This is a genomic window from Rhizobium sp. R339, from assembly GCF_002211395.1.
Lineage (GTDB): Bacteria > Pseudomonadota > Alphaproteobacteria > Rhizobiales > Rhizobiaceae > Rhizobium.
In genome coordinates this window covers 1,076,856-1,098,897 of sequence record NZ_LOKV01000001.1, presented here as the reverse complement: position 1 = coordinate 1,098,897, position 22,042 = coordinate 1,076,856, and the positions used below count along the sequence as shown (strand labels likewise).

At 60.7% G+C, this 22,042-nt stretch carries 19 protein-coding genes; 6 read left to right on the top strand and 13 right to left on the bottom strand.

The genetic code is table 11. The annotated features are described in order from the left end of the window. Window positions 1–3: 3 nt before the first annotated feature. The gene (locus tag ATY76_RS05490; protein ID WP_088673699.1) at window positions 4–1,278 is read right to left on the bottom strand and encodes an MFS transporter; all 1,275 of its coding nucleotides are present in this window, start codon (window positions 1,276–1,278) and stop codon (window positions 4–6) included. A gap of 392 nt (window positions 1,279–1,670) precedes the next feature. On the opposite strand from ATY76_RS05490, the gene ATY76_RS05485 reads away from it, so the two are divergent. After that, complete coding sequence (locus ATY76_RS05485) at window positions 1,671–2,108, top strand: EamA family transporter (protein WP_088673698.1); 438 nt, start codon at window positions 1,671–1,673, stop codon at window positions 2,106–2,108. Window positions 2,109–2,113: 5 nt separating this feature from the next. Here the strand turns inward: ATY76_RS05485 and ATY76_RS33950 are convergent, their stop codons facing one another. The 12 genes from ATY76_RS33950 to ATY76_RS05420 all read right to left on the bottom strand — a co-directional run bounded on the left by ATY76_RS33950 (window position 2,114) and on the right by ATY76_RS05420 (window position 17,030). Then, window positions 2,114–2,584, bottom strand: a complete 471-nt coding sequence (locus ATY76_RS33950; RefSeq protein WP_245309708.1) for a hypothetical protein — start codon at window positions 2,582–2,584, stop codon at window positions 2,114–2,116. A 30-nt stretch (window positions 2,585–2,614) separates the two neighbouring features. Next, window positions 2,615–3,376, bottom strand: a complete 762-nt coding sequence (locus ATY76_RS05475; protein ID WP_088673697.1) for an ABC transporter permease — start codon at window positions 3,374–3,376, stop codon at window positions 2,615–2,617. Further along, a complete protein-coding gene (locus tag ATY76_RS05470) occupies window positions 3,373–4,299 on the bottom strand; it encodes an ABC transporter ATP-binding protein (protein WP_088673696.1) in 927 nt (308 codons plus the stop codon). The genes ATY76_RS05475 and ATY76_RS05470 overlap by 4 nt, the downstream gene beginning before the upstream one ends. A gap of 475 nt (window positions 4,300–4,774) precedes the next feature. Then, the gene (locus tag ATY76_RS05465) at window positions 4,775–6,388 is read right to left on the bottom strand and encodes a glycoside hydrolase family 43 protein (protein WP_088673695.1); all 1,614 of its coding nucleotides are present in this window, start codon (window positions 6,386–6,388) and stop codon (window positions 4,775–4,777) included. Between the two features lie 241 nt (window positions 6,389–6,629). After that, window positions 6,630–7,661: an L-glyceraldehyde 3-phosphate reductase gene (gene mgrA, locus ATY76_RS05455; RefSeq protein ID WP_088673694.1), complete on the bottom strand. Its 1,032-nt coding sequence runs from the start codon at window positions 7,659–7,661 to the stop codon at window positions 6,630–6,632. A 293-nt stretch (window positions 7,662–7,954) separates the two neighbouring features. Continuing rightward, the gene (locus tag ATY76_RS05450) at window positions 7,955–9,088 is read right to left on the bottom strand and encodes a Gfo/Idh/MocA family oxidoreductase (protein ID WP_088673693.1); all 1,134 of its coding nucleotides are present in this window, start codon (window positions 9,086–9,088) and stop codon (window positions 7,955–7,957) included. Window positions 9,089–9,096: 8 nt separating this feature from the next. Next, window positions 9,097–9,858: a sugar phosphate isomerase/epimerase gene (locus ATY76_RS05445; RefSeq protein WP_088673692.1), complete on the bottom strand. Its 762-nt coding sequence runs from the start codon at window positions 9,856–9,858 to the stop codon at window positions 9,097–9,099. Between the two features lie 38 nt (window positions 9,859–9,896). Continuing rightward, entirely contained in the window at window positions 9,897–12,377 is a 2,481-nt protein-coding gene (locus ATY76_RS05440; protein ID WP_088673691.1) for a glycoside hydrolase family 2 protein, read from the bottom strand. A gap of 315 nt (window positions 12,378–12,692) precedes the next feature. Further along, entirely contained in the window at window positions 12,693–13,799 is a 1,107-nt protein-coding gene (locus ATY76_RS05435) for an ABC transporter ATP-binding protein (RefSeq protein ID WP_088673690.1), read from the bottom strand. A 4-nt stretch (window positions 13,800–13,803) separates the two neighbouring features. Then, the gene (locus ATY76_RS05430; protein ID WP_088673689.1) at window positions 13,804–14,748 is read right to left on the bottom strand and encodes a carbohydrate ABC transporter permease; all 945 of its coding nucleotides are present in this window, start codon (window positions 14,746–14,748) and stop codon (window positions 13,804–13,806) included. Continuing rightward, on the bottom strand, window positions 14,741–15,646 hold the full coding sequence (locus tag ATY76_RS05425) for a sugar ABC transporter permease (RefSeq protein ID WP_088673688.1): 906 nt from the start codon (window positions 15,644–15,646) through the stop codon (window positions 14,741–14,743). Before ATY76_RS05425 ends, ATY76_RS05430 begins: the two co-directional genes overlap by 8 nt. A 151-nt stretch (window positions 15,647–15,797) precedes the next feature. Next, complete coding sequence (locus tag ATY76_RS05420) at window positions 15,798–17,030, bottom strand: ABC transporter substrate-binding protein (protein WP_088673687.1); 1,233 nt, start codon at window positions 17,028–17,030, stop codon at window positions 15,798–15,800. 454 nt (window positions 17,031–17,484) lie between these two features. Between ATY76_RS05420 and ATY76_RS05415 the strand changes: the two genes are divergently transcribed. The 5 genes from ATY76_RS05415 to ATY76_RS05395 all read left to right on the top strand — a co-directional run bounded on the left by ATY76_RS05415 (window position 17,485) and on the right by ATY76_RS05395 (window position 22,041). Beyond that, window positions 17,485–18,528, top strand: coding sequence for a LacI family transcriptional regulator (locus tag ATY76_RS05415; protein ID WP_088673686.1), 1,044 nt, complete (start codon window positions 17,485–17,487; stop codon window positions 18,526–18,528). A gap of 220 nt (window positions 18,529–18,748) precedes the next feature. Continuing rightward, window positions 18,749–19,447: a class I SAM-dependent methyltransferase gene (locus ATY76_RS05410; protein ID WP_088673685.1), complete on the top strand. Its 699-nt coding sequence runs from the start codon at window positions 18,749–18,751 to the stop codon at window positions 19,445–19,447. A 172-nt stretch (window positions 19,448–19,619) separates the two neighbouring features. Then, on the top strand, window positions 19,620–20,177 hold the full coding sequence (locus ATY76_RS05405; protein ID WP_245309707.1) for an RNA ligase family protein: 558 nt from the start codon (window positions 19,620–19,622) through the stop codon (window positions 20,175–20,177). A gap of 140 nt (window positions 20,178–20,317) precedes the next feature. Continuing rightward, complete coding sequence (locus ATY76_RS05400) at window positions 20,318–20,932, top strand: hypothetical protein (RefSeq protein ID WP_088673780.1); 615 nt, start codon at window positions 20,318–20,320, stop codon at window positions 20,930–20,932. Between the two features lie 32 nt (window positions 20,933–20,964). After that, window positions 20,965–22,041: a D-alanine--D-alanine ligase family protein gene (locus ATY76_RS05395; protein WP_088673684.1), complete on the top strand. Its 1,077-nt coding sequence runs from the start codon at window positions 20,965–20,967 to the stop codon at window positions 22,039–22,041. The last annotated feature ends 1 nt before the right edge of the window (window position 22,042 follow it).

Sequence of the window (22,042 nt, the reverse complement as noted above, 5' to 3'; positions counted from 1 at the left end):
TCATCAGCCGCTTTCGGCAGGCTCTCCACGAGGAAGCCGCTCCGTCGATCGCTGTTCGATAAAAGCCGCGAAGAGCGCTGCCGACAAGGCAAGCGATGCCGATGTCAGCAACATCAGGAAGAGCGTCGGAACTGCGCCTGCCGCCTGAAGAAACAGGCCGGAGATCGAAGCGATCAACGCTCCGCCGGCGATCGACATCGCGGCCGCAAGCCCCGCAGCGGTGCCTGCAAGATTGGTGCGAACCGACATTACACCGAGGTTCGCGGCAGGAAAGGTTAGTCCATTGCCGATGCCGATGAAGACACAAGGTCCGAAAAATGCCAGGACATGCGTGACGCCGGAGACGGAGAGAACCAGCCCCAATAACAGGCCCATGCAGGTCGACAGGCGTGCGGCGACAAGGGTCTTGCTCAGCGAGCTACCGGCGAATCGGGCGGCGAGATAGCTGCCGAAAATAAATCCCGCGGGCACCATTCCCATAAAGAAGCCGAGTTTCGCGCTTGATCCGCCAAGCGACGCGCCAACGGCAAGTGATGCGCCTCCGAGAAAGATATAGAGAGTGCCCGTGGAGCAGGCCATGCACAGTGCGTAGGCCCAGAACCGCGCCGAACTCAGCAACTGCCGATAGGCAACGAAGTAGTTGCCTCTCGGCCTCGACGCGTGTCCGGCGGTTTCCTTCAATTCGCGCATCGATATGGCGAGGATGGCTGCGCCGAGCAATGCAAGCGTGACGAAGATCGCCCGCCAGCCGAAGACTTCGTCCAGCATGCCGCCGAAGGTGGGGCCTAGCATTGGCGCGATCGCCCATCCCATGGCGGCGTAGCCGATCCTGTTGGCGGCCTGGCGTTCGCCCGCCGTCTCCTTGATGACGACGAGTGCGACGCAGAAGCAAGCGGCGATGGACGCTTGCATGACGCGAAACAGCAGGAAAACACCGATAGTGGGAGCCAGGGCGCAACCAATCGACGCGACGATGAAAATGGAAACCGCCGTCAACGCGACGGGGCGGCGCCCATATCGATCCGACATCGCGCCTGCGATGACCTCCGTCAGCGCACTGATGATCGCATAACCGGCAATCGAAAGATTGACGAGGGCGAAATCCGCCTGGAATTCGGCGGCTATATTTGGCAGCGCCGGAAGATAGATATTGACCGGCAGCACGGAGAGCGCCGTCAGCAGGAGAAGGATCGAGCGCCGCGGCGCTACGGTCGATGCCATAGCCGTGTCCTCGGTCATGCGGCTGGCGGAAGTCTGCGCGGAATCGTCGCGTGTCATGGTCTTGCCCGTCTGTCATCGAGATTGTGGGGAAGCCTGACGAGGCGAAGCGCAAATTCAGGGCACAAAAAAAGCCCCGTCAGGAGCTTGATTGACCGCGCATGGGGCTGATCGCCGGATGGTTACACCATCTTGCCCATGCGCCCTATCACCACGACACGAACCATTGCGATCTTCATAGCCGCTACAACTAGAAAGAAATCCGCGTCTCGTCAACGCGCATTCAGGGCAGATGCGCTTTACGGCACGGGCCGGATCTGTCACGTTCACCCGCAAAACAACAAGACCACAAAGAGCAAAAAGAAACTCCTAGTCTGGTGGCGCCCCGCATGCTCGACCGGCCTTCGCCTAAGGCGGAGGTCCTGCCCCATGGGTGCGACAGGAGTTTCGCGATGAATTCATTCTGGCCCATCATCGTCGGCGGCGTCCTGCCCGCCATTTTCTGGGGCATCACCGCCATTTTCCAGAAACAGAGCGCCACATCAGCCACCGGCTCCGCCGTCTATCTGATCGCTTTCGGCGCCGCCTGCGCGCTGGCCGGCCTGATCGCCGCGCTGCTCTGGCGCCCTGCACCCTGGACTATCGAAGGTCTCGGTTTTGCCGCCATCGCAGGCGCCTGCTTCGCTTTCGGCACCGGCCTCATCAGCTTCGCGCTCTTCGCTTACGGCATCCCTGTCTCGAAACTCGCCCCGATCTGGAGCTGCAACGTGCTGGTGACGCTGGCAATCGGCGCTCTGTTTCTCGGCGAAGCGTCCGACTTCGACGTGGTCAGGCTCGCCGCCGGCACCCTCCTCATCATATCAGGCGCGTTGCTCGTCAGCAGCGCTTGACGGAATCAGTAAGAGATAAGGACTTCACCGATCCTCGGGCGCCGCCTTACAACCAGCAGAGTGGTGATACCAGAGTCAGCCTCACCGGACAAAATATCGACGGTAGCTCGCCGGCCAGAGAAATCGATTCGTGATCGCGTGTTCTGAAAGGAGCAAGGATTGGGCGAGCAATAGATACGCAATTCACCATGCGCTCCTGAGCCCGAATACAATGTGATTGCAAGATCGACGGCGGGATCACCTTGGTCAGCGAGACTGCAAGGGATATCTGCAAGGCATGACACCTCGGCAGAGAAAGGCTCCCTTCCCTCGATCACCACGGCATAGCTAACCTTGATGGGATGGACGATCTCCTGCGACAGGCTTTGCTGCGGGATTAGACAATAGATCGAAGCGATTGCAACACATCCAAGCACATTACTGCGGACCATCCGATTGCCCCATGACCGATGATGGCAGTGCTGAGCGATCTTCATGTTGAAATTGCGGCGTTTTTCCGCGCCGGGTCAGTTGCGCAGCCGATAGCCGGTCTTGAAGACCCACCCGAGCGTTCCCAGGCAGATCGCCAGGAACACCGTGATCATCGCCAGGCTGATGACGGGATTGACGTCGGCGATCCCGTAGAAACTCCAGCGGAAACCGCTGACGAGATAGAGCACCGGGTTGAAGTGGCTGACCGCCTGCCAGAAAGGCGGCAGCATGCTGACCGAATAGAAGCTGCCGCCGAGGAAGGTGAGAGGCGGCACGACCAGCATGGGGATGAGGTTCAACTGCTCGAAATTGCCGGCCCAGATGCCGATCATGAAGCCGAACAGGCTGAAGGTGATCGCCGTCAGCAGGAAGAACAGGATCATCATGAAGGGATGCTCGATCCTGACATCGACGAAGAGATTGGCGGTTAGGAGGATGATCGCCCCGATGATCACGCCTTTGGTGGCGGCCGCGCCGACATAACCGAGCAGGATCTCCGTCATCGCCACAGGCGCGGAAAGCACCTCATAGATCGTGCCGGTGAATTTCGGGAAATAGATGCCGAAGGAGCCATTGCTGATGCACTGGCCGAGCAATGTCAGCATGATCAGGCCAGGCGTGATGAAGGCACCGTAAGACACGCCTTCCACTTCCTGGATGCGTGAGCCGATCGCGGCGCCAAAGACGATGAAATAGAGCGAGGTCGAGATGACGGGCGAAATGACGCTCTGCAGCAGCGTGCGGCGCGTGCGCGCCATCTCGAAGAAATAGATCGATTTGACCGCCTCGAAGTTCATTTGCCCGCTCCCACCAGCGCCACGAAGATATCTTCGAGCGAGCTCTGCCGCGTCGAGAGATCCTTGAAATGAATATTGTTCTCGCCGAGCCTCGTCAGCAATGCCGCGATGCTCTCCTGCTCATTGTCTTTGTCGAAATCATAGGTCAGCCGGTTGCCGTCGGCTTCCAGCGTCAGTCCGTTGCCGGCAAAACAGTCCGGCAGCCGTTCGAGCGGTTCGGCGAGATCGAGGATAAGCTGCTTGCGGCCGAGCTTGGCCATCAGCGCCGCCTTGTCCTCGACGAGCAGCAATTCGCCGCCATTGATGACGCCGACGCGATCGGCGATCTCCTCGGCCTCTTCGATGTAATGGGTGGTGAGAATGATGGTGACGCCGGAGGCCCGCAGCCCTTCGACGACATGCCACATGTCCTTGCGCAGCGTCACGTCGACGCCGGCGGTCGGCTCGTCGAGGAAAAGGATCTCCGGCTCGTGGGAGAGCGCCTTGGCGATCAGCACGCGCCGCTTCATGCCGCCGGAGAGCTGACGCAGCATATTGTCCTTCTTGTCCCAGAGTGAAAGGGCGCGCAACACCTTCTCGATATGGGCAGGATCGGCTTTCTTGCCGTGCAGCCCGCGCGAAAAGCTCACCGTATTGAACACCGTTTCGAACTGGTCCGTGGTCAGTTCCTGCGGCACCAGTCCGATCATCGAGCGGGTGGCGCGGAAATCCTTCACCACGTCGTGGCCGGCGACCAACACCTGCCCGCCGCTCGGATTGGCGATGCCGCAGATGATCGAAATCAGCGTCGTCTTGCCCGCGCCATTCGGCCCGAGCAGCGCCAGGATCTCGCCCTTTTCGACAGTAAGGTTGATGCCTTTCAGGGCCTCGAAGCCATTGGCATAGGTCTTTGTGAGGTTCTGAACGGAAATGATGGGGGCCATGCAGGACTCTTGCGGATTCGGAAAGTATTTCGGCCCGCTATATAAGCTGTCTGTGACGCTTTGACATCCTTCGGGACGTGAACACTGCATTCACGCAGCACCAACACCGTCCGGCCACAACTGCATCACCTGCCGGTGACAAGATTGAGAAGCCGGCTTTCGATTAACATCGCAACCACCCGCCTCCGCAGAAAAGAAAGCTCAAAGCCGATTTGAAATGTCATCATCCGGTGATCTTCGTGCCCGATAAGAGAGCCGAGGCAAGCACCGGCATCCGCCCCGCCGCCCATTCCTTTGCGGAGCCGTCCTTCGGCGTTCTCGTTGCGCCATTTTCCGCTGCCTCGGCATGTAATGAAAGTTATTGTCAGTCACCAACTGCTTGGAACCGGCCAGTATCCCCTGTCCAGCCGCGTTCGTCTCAGCCGGCCCCCGCGCCGGCTTTCTTTTTATGGGGAGTAACGCGGGGAGCGCTCTCTCACAACTCGTCGTAATTGAACCAATCAAAATCGGCGGTCTTCCCGCGGCCTGACGTATCGAAGGCGAACATGCCGGCAAAGGCGCCGGTGAAGGAGCCGTGTTCGCCGCGCCCGCCTTCATCGGAAATCACGCCGGCATCGAGAACCGGGCCAATCGGCTGCCAGGCGCCCTTGCCTTCCGTCTGCCAGAAGAATTGCAGGTCGTTCTCGCGGATTTCCATGGCGAGCTGGACGCGCCCCTCGGCTGATATGGCGACACCGCTTTCGGCAGGGAAGCTCAGGCGTCCGTTCGGATAGTCACCGTTGCAGGAGAGGATGGTGACGCAGCGGCCGAGCGTTTCGTGAAGCGTCACGGCCACTGCGTGAAATTTGTGGCGGTTGTAATAATGCGTCAGCCCCGCCACCTGCTGATAGGTGTCAGGCGAGAACTCGAGCACGGTTTCGGCGCGGAAGCTGTGATGCTCCTGCCTGCGGGCGACCAGCGCCTGCTCGAACCAGGAGCCGATGCTTTCCCGCCCGATCAGGCTGAGATGGCCGGGCCGGGCCGTCAGGTTGAATATCCGCTGGGGCTCGGGCGTGCGCAGCCACTGGAAATCGCCAGGCAGCTTGCCTCCGTCGAAATTGTATTCGGTGCGCATCGGCTTTTCCGCCGGCACCGCGCCGAAGAGGCCCGGCACATCGACATCGGGAACCGTGGTGCCATTCTCCAGGTAGAGCCAGTCGTCGTCGCGCCAGACGCACTTCTGCAGGCTCGTCTCGCGTCCCAGCGTGCAGCGCCGCTTCGGCGGCAGCGGCCGGCCGCAGAGATGGGTGTGATAGGCCTGACCATCCGGCGTCTCGACATATTGGCCGTGCCCTGCCCGCTGCAGCACCGCGCCCGGATGATCCTTGGAGGTGATGAGATGCATGTTCGGGTGCATCTCATAGGGGCCGTCGATTTGGCGCGAGCGCGCCATTGTGACGGCGTGATCATAGCCGGTGCCGCCTTCGGCGGTCGTCAGATAATACCAGCCGTTGCGCTTGAAGAGATGCGGTCCTTCGACGAGACCGAGCGGGCTGCCGGCGAAGATGTTCTTGATCGGGCCTTTCAGCACCTTCTTCGCCGGGTCCCATTCCTGCAGCAGGATACCGTCGAAGGCGGGCGATTTCGGCGAGCCGCCGAAGCTTTCGGTGCGGTGGTTCCACTGCATGTTGACGAACCACTTGCGGCCGTCATCGTCGTGGAAGAGCGAGGGATCGAAACCGGAGGAGTTGACGTAGACCGGATCGGACCATTCGGCTTCGATCGAAGGCGCGGTGACGATGTAGTTCGGCGCATCCTTGAAATTGCCGTCGAAGCGCTTGACGTCGGTATAAACAAGCCAGAACTGCCCGTCGGCATAGGAAAGACAGGGCGCCCAGATGCCGCAGCTGTCAGGATTTCCCCGCATGTCGAGCTGCGACCTGCGCTCCAGCGGCCGGCGCACCAGCATCCAGTTCACCAGGTCGCGCGAATGGTGAATCTGCACGCCGGGATACCATTCGAAAGTGGAGGTCGCGATGTAATAGTCGTCGCCGACACGGCAGATCGACGGATCGGGGTTGAACCCGGGCAGGATGGGATTGCGGATCATAGGTGCGGCCTCCTCCGAGGTTTTTATGTGGTACGTACGTCAAATGTGGGCGGTTACCTCACCTCCCCACCCTCATTCCTGTGCTCGTCACAGGAATCCAGCCGCCGCGCGTCTGCGCGGCAAAAGAGTTTTTTCAGCCCAATGACTTGGGCTGGCTGGATCTCTGTGACGAGCACAGAGATGAGGGAGATGGTGGCAACCCTCAGTCTCCACTCTCCTGTGGATCGCTCTCTCGCCTTCCTTATTCCCGCTCGGCCGACTTCGCCCACAGATTGATATCAGCCTCCCGGGCATAAACATCGATCTCCGCAAGCTCTTCCAGGCTGAACTCGAGATTGTCGAGTGCGGCAACGCAGTCGACGATCTGCGACGAGCGGCTGGCGCCGATCAGCGCTGAAGTCACGCGTCCGCCGCGGAGCACCCAGGCGATCGCCATCTGCGCCAGCGTCTGGCCGCGCCTTTCGGCGATCTCGTTCAGCTTCCTGATATTATCGATAATCGATGGCCGGATGAAGTCGCGCTTCAGGAAATGGTTCTGGGCGGCGCGGCTATCGGCCGGAATGCCGCCGAGATATTTCGTCGTCAGCATGCCCTGAGCCAGCGGCGAGAACACGATCGAGCCCATGCCGGTCTCGTCGAGCGCGTCGAGCAGCTTGTCGTCTTCGACCCAGCGGTTGAGCATCGAATAGCTCGGCTGGTGGATCAGGCAAGGCGTGCCGAGGCTCTTCAGGATCGCGGCGGCTTCGCGGGTGCGCTGCGAATTATAGGAGGAGATGCCGACATAAAGCGCCCGGCCGGAGCGGACGATATGGTCGAGCGCCCCGCAGGTTTCCTCGAGCGGCGTGTCCGGGTCGAAACGATGCGAATAAAAGATATCGACATAGTCGAGGCCCATGCGCTTCAGGCTCTGGTCGCAAGAGGCGATCAGATACTTGCGGCTGCCCCATTCGCCATAGGGACCCGGCCACATGTCGTAGCCGGCTTTCGAAGAGATGATCAGTTCGTCGCGAAGCCCGGCAAATTCAGTGCGCAGAATCTCGCCGAAAGCCGTTTCGGCACTGCCGGGAGGCGGGCCGTAATTGTTGGCGAGGTCGAAATGCGTGATGCCGAGATCGAAGGCCGTGCGGCACATGTCGATCTTACGCTCATGCGGCGTGTCGCCGCCAAAATTGTGCCAGAGGCCGAGGGAAACGGCCGGAAGCTTCAGGCCCGAACGCCCGACGCGGTTATATTTCATCTTCGAATAACGGTCTGCGGCCGGTTGCCAGCTCATATGGAAGTCTCCTGAACCTGTCTAAAATTGCTTCCCTTTCGTATCCGTCCTGAGCGGCGGCCGAAAGCTAAAAATCCCCACCGTCATGTTCGGCCGTCTGCCGATCATCTGCCGTGCTCTCGGCAAGCATACTCGCCTCCCCGGCGAAGGCCCTCCGCCGACGAACGTCGTCATCCTCGGGCTTGTCCCGAGGATCTGCCGTCCTGTCAGTAGATCCTCGGGACAAGCCCGAGGATGACGGAGGCATGGGAGCACGCGCGCCGGGCAAAAGCGCACCGACGCGCGTCCTCACTTTACTTCAACAGCGCCTGCGCCTCTTCGATGCCGAGCGCAGCCGGCTGCGTGCAGGTCGTGGTGAGGTCGATGAAACGGCCCTCCTCGCCTGACTTCAGGATCGAGGTCATCACGTCGACACCGTGCAGCGTGCGGTCGAGCGAGCAGCGCGCGTCACGGCCTTCGATCAGCGCCATCGCCATGTCGGCAAGGCCGGCGGTGCGGTAGTTGGCGCGCGAGCCGCTGGGGCTTTCCTGGTTGATCTTGCCGAAGGGATGGTCCCAGTCTTCCAGCGGCTTGATGTCCTTGTCGCGGCCGCTTGCCTCGACGGTGCCGCCGAAGAAGTTCGGGTCCGGCACGTAGAGCGAGCCGTCGGTGCCGTAGAGCTCCATGTTTGCATGGCGGTGCGACCACACGTCCCAGCTTGCCGACAGTGTCACCGTGGCGCCGTTCACGAATTCGAGCAGCGCCTGGATCGTCGTCGGCGTTTTGACCGGGATGATCTCGCCGTTGCGCGGCTCACTGGTGATAGTGCGGGTCGGCGATGCCATCGAGGTCATGGCACCGACGCGTTTGACCGGGCCGATCAGGTTGATCAGGTTGGCGATGTAGTACGGGCCGAGATCAAGGATCGGGCCGCCGCCCGGCAGGAAGAAGAAATCCGGGTTCGGATGCCACATTTCCATGCCGGGGCTCATGACATAGCAGGCGCCGGAGGTGACCCGGCCGATGCCGCCATCGTCGATGAACTTGCGGGCGAGCTGGTGTGCGCCGCCCAAGAAAGTGTCCGGCGCGCAGCCGACGGCGAGATTCTTCGCCTTGGCGATGCGGCGAAGCTCTTCGCCCTGCTCCAGCGTAAGCACCAGCGGCTTTTCCGAATAGACGTGCTTACCGGCTTCGAGGATCGCCTTCGATACCGGAAAATGCGCATCCGGAATGGTCAGGTTGACGACGACGTCGATCTCGTCATTGGCGAGAAGCGCGTCGATCGTCTGTGCCTTCACGCCATATTCCTTGGCGCGGGCTTCGGCGGCCTGCACGTTGATATCGGCGCAGGCCAGCACCTTCAGCCCCTTGAAGAGCGGTGCGAGCGAGAAATAGGTGGTGGAGATGTTGCCGCATCCGATGATGCCGACGCCAAGTTCCCTGGTCATGATGTGCCTCAATAAGTCTTGAAGGATGCGATCGAGCGGCTGATGTTGCGGTCGATGTCTTTCGGGTTGTCATGTTCGACGACGAAGTGCTTGGCCTTGGTGCCGCGAAGCGCTGCAATCAGCTTGGCCCACTCGACCTTGCCATGGCCGACATCGGACCAGCCGTCCTCGTCCTTCGCTTCGCCTGCCGGCGCAATGTCCTTGACGTGGACCGAAGTGATGCGCGGTCCGAGCTTTTCGATCCAGGCGAAGGGATCGGCGCCGCCGCGGATGACCCAGGCGATATCGGCTTCCCAGGAAATGTCAGGCGCGCCTTCGAAGATGCGCTCGATCGGCAGCGAGCCATCGGCCAGCTTGACGAACTCGAAATCATGGTTGTGCCAGCCGAACTCGTAGCCCGCTTCCTTGTAAGGCTTGCTCATCTCCTGCAGGCGCTTGCCGAAGGCGGTCCAGCCGGCAGCGTCGGAGGGGCGCTGTTCAGCAGCCAGATGCGGTGCATAGATCGAGTCCATACCGAGAATCTTGGCAATATTGAGCGACTTCTGGACCTCCTTCTCCAGGAAATCGGGGCTGAAATGGCCGCTCGCCATCACGAGGCCGTTCTTGTCGAGCTCGGCGCGAAGGCTCTTCAAGCCGGCGTCGTCGAGATCGGCATAGATGCCGCCGAAGCCCTCGACTTCGGCATAGCCCGCCTTGCCGAGCTTCTCGAAAATCGCCGAATAGGGCTGAAAATTACGCGCACTGTAGAGCTGGTAGCTGAGTTTCGTCATCATGTTCTCCTTGGGCCTCGTGCCCATGCTTGGGAAGATCAATCCGCCGATTGGCAGGAATGCAGGTCGTAAAACCGAAAGTCCGGCAGCTTGTCGCGTTCGAGCTGATGTGCCGGGGTGAAGGTGATGCGACGGCTTTCGCCGGCGGCAAGATCGAAAGCGTTGTCGGAATATTTGCCGTCCGTCTCGCTCTCGATCATCACGAAGAGTGCAAGTCCCTTGGCGGTGACGTTGATGTCTATCGCGCTGCTCGCCTCGACATATTCATGGGTGACAACAAGCCCTGACGGTTCCAGCTCCAGCGCCTTGTAGGTGCCTTGGACATGGTGGCCTTCGCCGCCCATGCCATTCGACGCGGTGAAACGCCAGGCAAGCAGCGTCCCCTCGCCGATTTCGGAAATGTCGATGGTCGCAGCCGTCACCGCCGCATCCGGAGAGCAGACCGCCTGCACGTCTCTCAGGTGCTTCCGCTCGCCCTTCATCGTCAGCAGCGAAATCGAAAGATCGACGCTGACATCGGCGAGCGTGTCGTTAACAAGCGAGAAGCGGATCGTCTTGCCGTCTTCGGAGGGAATGGCGGCGACCGCCACCGGCTGGAAGAAGCGCTTGACGAGATAATGCATCGCCTTCCAGCGCCCGCCGTAATCCAGGCTCGACCAGGAAGCGACCGGCCAGGTGTCGTTGAGCTGCCAGTAGATCGTGCCCATGCAATGGGGCTTGAGCGAGCGCCAGTATTCCACCGCCGTCTTGATCGCCAGGCCCTGCTGGATCTGGGAGAGATAGACGAAGTTCGGAAAGTCCTTCGGGAAGCGGAAATAGCGGAACATCGTGCCGGCGATGCGCTCGTTGCCGCCGGCATTCTTCTGGTGCAGCTCCATGACAGGAGAAGCGATATTCATATCCTTCTCCTCGGCATAGGTCTTGATGACAGGCAGCGAGGTATAGGACTGGAAGCCGAATTCCGAGCAGAAGCGCGGCCGCACCGAACGGTAATTGTCGAACGACTTGTTCTCGTGCCAGACCGACCAGTAGTGCATGTCGCCGGAGCCGTCGGCATGCCAGGCATCGCCGAAATCGAGATAGCCGGAGGCCGGGCTCGACGGCCACCAGAGCGCGCCGGGCAGCGCCTTCTTCACCGCCTGCTCGATCGTCCGGTTGAGGCGGTCGTAGGAGACGAGATAGCGGTCGCGGTCCTTCCTGGACTCCTCGAACCAGGTCAGCGCACCGACAAGCTCGTTGTCGCCGCACCAGAGCGCGATCGAGGGATGCGAGGAGAGCCGGCGCACCTGGTAATCGACCTCGATCGCCACGTTCTCGAGAAAATCTTCGGTCGAGGGATAGAGGTTGCAGGCGAACATGAAGTCCTGCCAGACCATCAGGCCCAGCCGGTCGCAGATGTCGTAGAAATGATCCTGCTCGTAGAAGCCGCCGCCCCAGACGCGGATCATATTCATATTGGCGGCTTTCGCCGATTGCAGCAGATCTTTCGTCTTCTCCGGCGAAGACAGCGAATAGAGCGCGTCGGCGGGGATCCAGTTGGCACCGCGGCAGAAGATCTCGCGGCCGTTGACCTTGAAGGCAAAACGGGCGCCTGAAGCATCCGGCGTGGTGATCAGCTCGATGGTGCGAAGGCCGATCTGCTTCGTCACCACCTCGTCGGACAGCTCGACGGACAGCGTATAGAGCGCCTGCTCGCCGCTGCCGGACGGCCACCACAGGCGCGGCGTGTCGATATGGAAGAGATAGTTGACATCAGTCTCGCCCTTGACCCCGACATCGAGGCGCACGCGCTCGCCGTCGAGATCGAAATAGACCTGGGCGACGCCGGTCTGCTTGGCGTAGAGGCTCGCCGTCACCGTCAGGTCGACGGAACCGTCACTGTTATGCGTCTGGCGGGTGACCACATGTTCGATGCGCGCCGTCTCGAGCTTCTTCAGCGCGACCGTGCCGTAGAGGCCGAAAGGCGCAATGGCGATATTCCAGTCCCAGCCGAAATGGCATTGCGGCTTGCGCAGCATGTTGCCGTCGGGGATCGGCGAATTGCCGGTGCTGTAGGGAATGTAGAAGGGCTGCTGCTTCTGCCGCGCGGCTCCGACGCCGGGGTTGGAAGCAAAGACGATGCGGATGATGTTGTCGCCCGATTTCAGCATGCTCGAAACGTCAGGCCGGTAGCGGCGGAAGCTGTTATCGGCTTCGAGCGCCAGGAAACCGTTGACGTAGACGCTGGCGACGGTGTCGAGATAATCGACATCGAGATACCAGTCGCCCTCCGCCTCCTGCACCGTAAAGCTGCGCTCGACCGCCCATTCACGCTGGGCGACCCACTGCACCTTCTCCTCGTTGCGGCCGAAATAAGGATCGGGGATCAGACCGGCCCGGTGAAGCGCAGTGTGCACGTCGCCTGGCAGCACGATTGATGTCCGGATTTCACCGTCGACGGAGTTAAGCTGCCACGATCCGGAAAGGTCGATGCTGGTGGGAGGCGGTTGTTGTGTCACGATTTCATTTCCGATTTGCATTTTAAAGGCGGCACATGGTGGCTGTCCGCCACGTTGTCGTTCGGAAGGCTTGATTAGCCTCGGTTCTTATTGCTCACGAGAGACGCTCAACCTCTCCTCCCTCATTCCTGTGCTTGTCACAGGAATCCAGCCACCGCGCGTCTGCGCGGTGAATGAATCTTATCCAGACAAGAGAGTCTCCCGCGCCCAAGGACTTGGGCGCGCTGGATTCCTGTGACAAGCACAAGAATGAGGGAGAGTGGAATATCCGCCGAATTCATACCCATAGCCTTGCAGCAAGCAGGCGGCGCCATCCGGCCCGCTCGCAGAATCTCCCTAAAGCCGCAGCTCACTCTCCGCATCGAACACCGAAGCCAGCGCCATGTCGAAACTCAGCTTCACCTTGGCTCCGACATTGAAGCGGCGGGCGCCGTTGACGCGGACCGACATCGTGTGGCCGGCATGTTTCAGCCACAGAAGATTGTCCGCACCCATCGGCTCCTCGATATCGACGGTGGCGTCATGTTCCTCGCCGCCGGTATTCTCGTTGACCTTGATGTGCTCGGGGCGAACACCGAGCACCACCTTGCGGCCGGGCTGCAGCGGTTCGTTGGCCTCGTAGCCGGCGAGCGAGAACGTTACCCCGTTCGCCACGAAGGCGATGCCGTCGCCTGACTTGACCAGCTCGCCGCGCAGGAAGTTCATCGACGGCGAGCCGATGAAGCCGGCGACGAAGAGATTGCGCGGCCGGTTGTAGATCGTCGTCGGATCGTCGAGCTGCTGAATGATGCCGCTCTTCATGATGGCAATGCGGTCGGCAAGTGTCAGCGCCTCGATCTGGTCGTGCGTGACGTAGATCATCGTATTCTCAAGCGACTGGTGCAGGCGCTTGATTTCGACGCGCAGCTCCGAGCGCAGCTTGGCGTCGAGGTTGGACAGCGGCTCGTCGAACAGGAAGACGTCGACATCGCGAACCAGCGCCCGGCCGATCGCCACACGCTGACGCTGGCCGCCGGAAAGCTCGGCCGGCTTGCGCTTCAGGAGCGGCTGGATCTGCAGGATTTCGGCGGCGCGCGCCACGCGTTTGTCGATCTCGGCCTGCGGTACCTTAGCGACGCGCAGGCCGAAGGAGAGGTTCTTCTCGACGGTCATCTGTGGGTAGAGCGCGTAGGACTGGAAGACCATGCCGATGCCGCGGTCCTTCGGTTCTTCCCAAGTGACGTTCTTGCCCTTGATGAAGATCTGCCCTTCCGAAGCGTCGAGAAGGCCGGCGATGCAGTTCAGCAGGGTCGACTTGCCGCAGCCGGACGAGCCGAGCAGCACCAGGAATTCGCCGTCGTTGATTTCGAGGTTGAGATCCTTGAGCACGCTGACGGCGCCGAAATTGAGCGACAGATCCTTGATGGAGACGCTCGAATTGGAGACAGTTGAATTCATGTTCATGTGATCACCCCTTCACTGCGCCTGCGGCGATGCCGCGAACGAAAAGCCGCCCGGAGACGAAATAGACGACGAGCGGCACCAGGCCGGTCAGGATCGTTGCTGCCATGTTGACGTTGTATTCCTTCACGCCCTGGACTGAGTTGACGATATTGTTGAGCTGCACGGTCATCGGATAGGTGTCCGGCCGGGTGAAGACGACGCCGAACAGGAAGTCGTTCCAGATGCCGGTCACCTGCAGGATCATCGCCACGACGAAGATCGGCAGCGACATGGGCAGCATGATCTTCAGGAAGATCTGCCAGAAGCCCGCCCCGTCGACGCGCGCCGCCTTGAACAGCTCCTCCGGCAGCGACACGAAATAGTTGCGGAAGAGCAGCGTCAGGATCGGCATGCCGAAGATCGAATGGACGATGACGAGGCCCGTCAGGGTTCCGTAAATGCCGATTTCGCGCAGGATGATGACGATCGGATAGATCATCACCTGATAGGGAATGAAGGCGCCGATGATCAGGATCGAGAAGAAGAGCTCGGATCCCTTGAAGCGCCAGTTCGCCAGCGCATAACCGTTCACCGAGGCGATGGCGATCGAGATGATGACCGACGGCACCGTGATGCGCACCGAGTTCCAGAAGCCGCGTGACAGGCCGTCGCAGTTCAAGCCCGTGCAGGCCTCCGCCCAGGCCTTTACCCAGGGCTGGAAGGTGATTTCCATCGGCGGCGAAAAGATATTGCCGAGGCGGATTTCCGGCATGCCCTTCAGCGAGGTGACGACCATCACATAGAGCGGCAGCAGGTAATAAAGCGCTGCAACCGTGAGCGTGCCGTAGAGGACGATATTGCGCGTAGACAGCCTTGGGCGCGGCTTCGGGCCGCTTGGGCCTTCGCCAAGTCTCGGGGCAACGGCGTCGATGCCGGCTGCTGTGCTATTGAGGGTTCCGATATTAGCCACGCTTGCGCCCTCCTCCGAATTCCAGATAGGCCCACGGAACGATGATGATCGCGACCGTGACCAGCATCATCGTCGATGCGGCGAAACCCTGCCCCAGGTTCTGCGCCTGGAACATATAGTCGTAAACGTATTTTGCCGGGACTTCCGACGAGATGCCGGGACCGCCCGACGTCTGCGCCACGACAAGGTCGTAGACCTTGACGATGCCGGAGGCGATGATGACGATCGTCGTGATGAAGACCGGCCGCATCATCGGTATCACGATGAAGAGATAGGTCCTCCACATAGGTATTCCGTCGACGCGCGCCGCTTTCCAGATATCCTCGTCGATGCCGCGCAGACCAGCGAGCATCAGGCACATGACAAGGCCCGTCCCCTGCCAGAGTGCGGCGATCAGAATGCCGTAGATGACGATTTCGGGCGTATAGAGCGGGTTGAAGGTGAAGCTCGTCCAGCCGAGCGAACGCACCACAGACTGAACGCCGAAATCAGGATTGAGAACCCATTGCCAGACAAGGCCCGTCACGATGAAGGACAGCGCAAAAGGGTAGAGAAAAATGGTGCGGAAAGTATTCTCGAACCGGATCTTCTGGTCCATGAGCGCGGCAAGCAGAAAGCCAATCACCAGGCTGAAGATCAGCGAGAGAATGCCGTAAAGCGCGAGGTTCTCGATGGCCGTCACCCAGCGGGGTGCCGCCCAGAGGCGCTCATACTGGTCGAAACCGACAAAGCTCAGCCGGGGAAGAAGCTTCGAATTGGTGAAGGAATAAAACACCGTCCAGATCGTGCCGCCGACAAAGATCACCAGCGCTGTCAGGATCATCGGAATGGACGCAATCTTGGCATTCAGATTGCGCAGTAGCTTGTTTGGCCGGCCTGCTTGCGCTTGACCCGTCATGAACACTTCTCCTCAACTCGCAGCTGCGGCCCATGACGGCCACCTTTCGTCCCCTGCCCCGCAACCTGCCGGACGCGCCGGCAAGACCATAACCATCCGGGAGGATCCGGCTCCCGAAAGAGCCGGATCGCAAGGGCAGCAAATTCGCTGATCAGTCAGCCGAAGAGATGATTTCGGCGAAACGCTTCTGGGCGTCTTCCGGCGTCATCGACGGATTGGCGAAGAATTCGGAGAAGAGGTCTTCCTTCTGCTTCTGGCTGTCGGCCGAAAGCAGTTGGTCGGTACCCTGGATCACGTTGCCCTTCGCCAGGATGTCGAGACCCTTCTTCATGCAGTCGTTGGCAGCGGCAAGATCGACGTCGCCGCGGACCGGCAGCGAGCCCTTCTTCAGATTGAAGGCAACCTGCGTCTTGGGATCGAGCAGCGTCTTGGCAAGCACGGCCTGCGCCTTGGACTTTTCCTCGTCCTTCAGCAGCGGGAAGTAGAAGGCGTCGCCGCCGGTTGAGATGATCTCGTTCACGCCGAGGCCCGGCAGGCAGGTATAGTCGGTGCCGGCCTTCTGACCGGCGAGTGCGAATTCGCCCTGCGCCCAGTCACCCATGATCTGGCCGCCGGCCTTGCCCGTGATGACGAGGTTGGTCGCCTGGTTCCAATCCTGGACGTTGCTGCCCTTGGACATGCGGCGGGCATCGTCGGCGGCCTTGAAGACCTTGGCGATTTCAGGACCGGCGGCAACTTCCGCGTCCTTGTCCTTGAAGACCTTGTTGAAGACGTCCTTGCCGGCGACGGCGACCATCAGCACGTCGAAAGCGCCCGTTGCCTGCCACGGCTGACCGCCGACGGCGAGCGGGATGATCCCGGCCTTTTCAAGAGCCGGAGCGGCAGCGACGAACTCGTCCCAGTTCTTCGGAACTTCGACGCCGGCCTTCTTGAAGGCGGCGTTCGATAGCCAAAGCCACTGCCAGGAATGGATGTTGACGGGAGCGCAATAGATCTTGCCGTCGATGGTGCAGGAGTCGAGCAGGCTCGACGGACGAATGATGTCCTTCCACTTCTCGGCGGTGGCCACATCGGTCAGATCGCGCATCAGGCCGGCCTGAACGAGTTCCTCGGCCTGGCGGCCGTGGTTGAACTGGGTCGCGCCCATCGGATCGCCGCCGGTGATGCGGCTGATCATGATCGGACGGGCGGTGCCGCCGGAACCAGCGATGGCGCCGTCAACCCAGTGGTTGCCGGTGGCGTCGAAGGCCTTGGCCAGTTCGGCGACGGCCGCGGACTCGCCGCCTGACGTCCACCAATGCGTGACTTCGAGATCGGTGGCGTTCGCGCTGATCGGAAGCGCGGCGGAAGCGGCAAGCATAGCCGCCATCATACGAATTTTCATGAGTTCTCCTCCCTCACTGAAACGTTGCCGGAAAAACTTAGATCAATCGATTTCCGCACGCAACTGCCCGCCTGTAAATTTTTCCTTAAAGATCCGGATTGCCACTTCTGACTGTTCCCAATCGCCTCTCCACACTCACAAAATCGTACATTCTTTCGGCGTTCTCGCATATGCGTTTTCCATTTATATAACTGAAAATAAACGTATAATTTCGCTGTACAAACTGAGCTGGCGGACCATGCCCTTCGCAACTGCAGAAAAATCGCGGGCAAATCGCCGATTCAACCTATGAGAATGATATTGCGACGCACACAAGAAAAAGCACTCGACATTTCTACTGTATCGTTACAGATTGCCTTCCTCAGGGAGGCGCGATTTTGGCAGGCGGCGGGCTTACGGCGCCTGAAAAAGCCTCTATAAGCGAGACCAATTCGCGTGAGGCAGGCCTACAGGGATGGAAAACAAGGGAAATTTCGGACAAGCGGCATCGACGGCCGTAACGCGCGAGCGCCCGACATTGAAGACGATCGCCTTCATGACCGGCCTCGGCGTGACGACGGTTTCCCGCGCGCTGAAGGATGCGCCGGACATTGGAGCCGAAACCAAGGAACGGGTGCGCATGGTCGCCCGTCAGCTCGGCTACCAGCCGAACAGGGCGGGCGTGCGCCTGCGCACCGGCAAGACCAACGTCATCGCCCTCGTCCTCAGCATCGACGAGGAGATCATGGGCTTTTCGAGCCAGATGGTCTTCGGCATTTCGGAGGTGCTGTCCGGCACGCCCTATCATATCGTCGTCACGCCGCATTCCCACAGCAAAGATCCGATGCTGCCGGTGCGCTATATCCTTGAGACCGGCTCGGCCGACGGCGTGATCATCTCGCGCATCGAGCCGGACGATCCGCGCGTGCGGCTTCTGACCGAGCGCGGCATGCCCTTTGCCACCCATGGGCGCACCGATGCGGGTCTGACGCACCCTTTCCACGATTTCGACAACGAGGCCTTCGCCCATCAGGCGGTGGAGCGGCTCGTCAAGCGCGGCCGGCGGCGCATTGCCCTGCTGCAGCCACCAAGCAAACTCACTTACTACGCCCATATCCGGATCGGCTTTCAGACCGGACTGCACGATTACGGCGCCGAGGAGGTGCCGCTGCGCATCAACACCGATGCGCCGCTTGCCGATATCCGCGATGTCATTGAGGTGATGATGCGCTCGCCCAATCCGCCTGACGGCATCGTCTGTTCGGCCGGCAGCGCGGCGATCGCCGTCAATGCCGGCATCGAGGCCGCCGGCAAGGCGCTCGGGCGCGATCTCGACATGGTCTCCAAGCAATCCGTGCCGATCCTCAACTGGATCCGCCCCGAGATCATCACCGCCCAGGAAGACGTGCGCCAGGCCGGCCGCGAAATGGCCAAGGCCGTCATCGCCCGCATCGATGGCGTCGAGCCGGAACTGCTGCAGAGCATCAGCCAGCCGACTTGGCCGGAGGGCGAGCGGTAGGGACCTCCCGTTCCCATATGTCCGAGACACGAAGCGCGCCCGAAAGGGCACGCAGGGACGCCCCATCGTCTTGATTTGGCACAGAATTTCTTTCGGAAGATGATAGCATCCACATCATGCCGACAGTCGATGTCACCCAATATCAATGATTAGCGGTTGCATGCACATGCAATTCGTGAGTATTTTAACAAGTGTAACGGCAACATCCTGGGGGAGAAACATGCCGTCACCTTGGGAGAATGATGTCTTAGCCCATGCTGGTCCCGCTCTTTTAACCAAGCCGCATCCGAAAATTCTTGAGGTCGGAGGAGGCAGCAGGACCTATGTCTATGTCGAGGGTGCCGAATATACTGCTCTGGATATTTCCAGGGAGCAGCTCGACAAAAACAGATATGCAAGCGAGAAGATTTTAGGCGACGCCCAGACCGTGGACTATGGCGGGCGCGTCTTCGACGCCTGCGTCTTCTGGGACGTGCTGGAGCATGTCGAAAGCCCGAAATCAGCACTATCGAAAGCAGCCAATACGCTCTCTCCGGGAGGCGTAGTTGTGGTCAAGGGACCGATCTCGACATCGATCAAAGGCATGGTCACCACCATGACGCCCCGTTGGGTGCATGTCATGTTCTATCGCCTCATCCTGAAGCAACCGAACGCCGGCAAGCCGGGCTATGCTCCCTTCCCGGTCGAACATTCCGTCGATGCCTCCCATTCGGAAATCGCCGCGACCTTGCGGCAGCTCGGAATGGAGGTTGTGTTCGTCGGCGAGTATATTTCAACCCATGTCGATGCGCTGCGGAAGCGAATGCCGCCGCTCTACTGGCTATATGAATCGACGGGGTTCCTTATCCGGCTCATCTCCGGCCACAAACGTGGAGGACGGAAAACGGAATTTGTGATTATCGCGAAGAATTCACACTGACCAGCACACTCATCTCTCGGCAGAATATCCGACTGCCCACTTCGCTGCCGACGGCGAAGGCACGCCCTTGCGTCGTGCAATCGCTAGCGGCTATGCCTTCCTCACCATGAAGAAATACGGGCGCACCTATCATCTGCCGATCTCACCGGGCGCGACAAGCGACGACAAAGTCATGACGGCGCTTGACGGACTGACGGTCGGCGATCTCCTCATAACCGAGAAGATGGACGGCGAGAACACCACTATCCACCGGGCTGGCTCCTATGCCCGCAGTCCCGATAGCCGCTACCATCCCTCGCGCGACTGGCTGAAAGCTTTTGCCGCCGGGATACAGCTGCAGCTGGAGGACGGCGAGCGCATTATCGGCGAGAATCTCTATGCCAGACACTCCGTCGGCTATGACAATCTGCCGTCTTATTTCTTGGGCTTCGCTTGGATTGTCGGCGATGAAGTTCAATCCTGGGATCTGACGCTGGCTCGATTCGAGGAACTGGGCATCGTCCCGGTGTCGACACTCTATCGCGGCCCTTACAAACCGGGGCTGTTCGAAGGGATTGCGGCCTCGCTGGACAGAACCAGGCAGGAGGGATTTGTCGTTCGGATCGCCGATGCGTTCCCGGAAGCCGAAATGCCGATCCGCATGGGTAAATATGTGCGGGCAAATCACGTTCAAAGTGAAACGCACTGGATGCACTCGGAACTTATCCCCAATCGCCTGACAAGTTCCTGAGAGCCAATCGGACGAAGCGGCCATCGGGCCAGAACCACGATGGCCGATTTTCCTCCCGGCTTCAGAAAGCGGCGCAACGGCTCGAAAAAGCCTTGATTGGCGGCCATCCCCGCAGAGGAGCCACGGGGGATCTCGATCATATGCAGCAGAGCGGCGTGCCGTATTTCAGTCAATGGGAAACGCCTGAAATGACGCTGCCGGTGGTTGCCGAGGGCGCGCAGGCCCTGCTCGGCGATCCGCTCTGGCGTCATTCGGGAGCCGCGACGATCGAGGAATATATACGCTGGGCCGTCAATGTCTGCGGCATGGCCTGCCTGAAGATGATCCTTGCGGCGCGCGGCGAGATCCATCCGACGCTGGAGCTTGCCCGCGCCTGCACCGCCTATGGCGGTTACGTCGTCAACGATGTCGACGCCTCGATCAAGGGGCTGATCTATGCGCCTTTCGTCCGCTTCGTCAGCGACCGCTTCGCGCTCGGCGCCGAGACGATGACCGGCGTCCAGACAGCGGCCCTCCCCGACATCCTGTCGAAGCGGCGCTTCTTCATCGCCTCGGTGCATCCCGGGATCCGCTGGCCGGAACGCGAGCCGCCTGCAAAGGGCGGGCATCTTGTGCTGGTGACGGCAGCCTCGCCGCAGACGATCCGCTTCCACAATCCGTCCGGCCATGACACGGCAAGCCAGGCGGATGTCACGCTGCCGCTTGCCACCTTCGATCGCTTCTTCGCCAATCGTGGCATATCGGTCGACGGCTGATCCCACTCACCCCAGATCATCAGGAGATTTTCATGGCCCCTTCCGTAAACCGGCTGCGCATCGCCGTACTCTTCGGCGGCCGCTCGGCCGAGCATGAGGTTTCCATCCTTTCGGCGACCAATGTCATCGGCGCGCTCGACCCGGCGAAATACGACGCTATCCCCGTCTTTGTCACCCGAGAGGGACAATGGCTGCTGAGCAGCTTCGAGAACGGCGTGCTGGCCACACCATCATTGGGCACGGAGATCTGCCTGGTGCCGGGCGGCCGAGGCCGGATGCTGGCGATGTCAGCCCATGGCGCACCGCATGCACTGCCGGAGATCGACATCCTGTTTCCGGTTCTGCACGGCCCGCATGGCGAAGACGGATCGGTGCAGGGCGCAGCCGAGGTGGCGCGTGTGCCGCTCGCCGGCTGCGGCATTCTCGGCTCCGCCGCAGCCCTCGACAAGGATATCGCCAAGCGCTTGCTCAAGGCGGCGGGGCTGCCGGTCGCGCGCGCCGTGACGATCCACGAGGGTGCAGCCCCTTCGCTGGATAGGCTCGAAAGCGAGCTCGGCCTGCCGCTTTTCATCAAGCCGGCGCGGCAGGGATCGTCCGTCGGCGTCGCCAAGGTCCATGCCAGCCAGGAGTTTGCCGCGGCCCTTGCTGGAGGCTTTCGCCATGACCGCACGCTGCTTGCTGAGGAATTCATCGCCGGCCGCGAGATCGAATTCAGCGTGCTGGAGGATACGGCAGGCGAACTCTTCGTCTCCCGGCCGGGCGAGATCGTGCCGGCGGAAAGCCACGGCTTTTACAATTACGACGCCAAATATATCGATGAAAACGGCGCTGCGCTGAAAGTGCCGGCCGAGCTACCGCCGGAAATCGAGGCCGCCATGCGCGATATGGCCGCCAAGGCCTTCCGGGCCGTCGGTTGCGACGCCATGGCCCGCGTCGACTTTTTCCTGACCTCCGACATGCGTTTCGTCATCAATGAGCTCAACACCATTCCCGGCTTCACCGATATCAGCATGTATTCCAAGGCGATGGCGGCAAGCGGCGTCAGCTATGCCGAGGTCATCGACCGGCTGGTCGAGCACGGCATGGCGCGCTCCCGCCGGGCGGGCTAGA

Coding starts and splice junctions, on each gene's coding strand:
- ATY76_RS05450 (WP_088673693.1), bottom strand. CDS start 9,088: ATGACCAGGGAACTTGGCGTCGGCATCATCGGATGCGGCAACATCTCC.
- ATY76_RS05420 (WP_088673687.1), bottom strand. CDS start 17,030: ATGAAAATTCGTATGATGGCGGCTATGCTTGCCGCTTCCGCCGCGCTT.
- ATY76_RS05475 (WP_088673697.1), bottom strand. CDS start 3,376: ATGAACTTCGAGGCGGTCAAATCGATCTATTTCTTCGAGATGGCGCGC.
- ATY76_RS05425 (WP_088673688.1), bottom strand. CDS start 15,646: ATGACGGGTCAAGCGCAAGCAGGCCGGCCAAACAAGCTACTGCGCAAT.
- ATY76_RS05445 (WP_088673692.1), bottom strand. CDS start 9,858: ATGACGAAACTCAGCTACCAGCTCTACAGTGCGCGTAATTTTCAGCCC.
- ATY76_RS05410 (WP_088673685.1), top strand. CDS start 18,749: ATGCCGTCACCTTGGGAGAATGATGTCTTAGCCCATGCTGGTCCCGCT.
- ATY76_RS05415 (WP_088673686.1), top strand. CDS start 17,485: ATGGAAAACAAGGGAAATTTCGGACAAGCGGCATCGACGGCCGTAACG.
- ATY76_RS05485 (WP_088673698.1), top strand. CDS start 1,671: ATGAATTCATTCTGGCCCATCATCGTCGGCGGCGTCCTGCCCGCCATT.
- ATY76_RS05470 (WP_088673696.1), bottom strand. CDS start 4,299: ATGGCCCCCATCATTTCCGTTCAGAACCTCACAAAGACCTATGCCAAT.
- ATY76_RS05435 (WP_088673690.1), bottom strand. CDS start 13,799: ATGAACATGAATTCAACTGTCTCCAATTCGAGCGTCTCCATCAAGGAT.
- ATY76_RS05405 (WP_245309707.1), top strand. CDS start 19,620: ATGACGGCGCTTGACGGACTGACGGTCGGCGATCTCCTCATAACCGAG.
- ATY76_RS05465 (WP_088673695.1), bottom strand. CDS start 6,388: ATGATCCGCAATCCCATCCTGCCCGGGTTCAACCCCGATCCGTCGATC.
- ATY76_RS05395 (WP_088673684.1), top strand. CDS start 20,965: ATGGCCCCTTCCGTAAACCGGCTGCGCATCGCCGTACTCTTCGGCGGC.
- ATY76_RS05400 (WP_088673780.1), top strand. CDS start 20,318: ATGCAGCAGAGCGGCGTGCCGTATTTCAGTCAATGGGAAACGCCTGAA.
- mgrA (WP_088673694.1), bottom strand. CDS start 7,661: ATGAGCTGGCAACCGGCCGCAGACCGTTATTCGAAGATGAAATATAAC.
- ATY76_RS05440 (WP_088673691.1), bottom strand. CDS start 12,377: ATGCAAATCGGAAATGAAATCGTGACACAACAACCGCCTCCCACCAGC.
- ATY76_RS05490 (WP_088673699.1), bottom strand. CDS start 1,278: ATGACACGCGACGATTCCGCGCAGACTTCCGCCAGCCGCATGACCGAG.
- ATY76_RS33950 (WP_245309708.1), bottom strand. CDS start 2,584: ATGAAGATCGCTCAGCACTGCCATCATCGGTCATGGGGCAATCGGATG.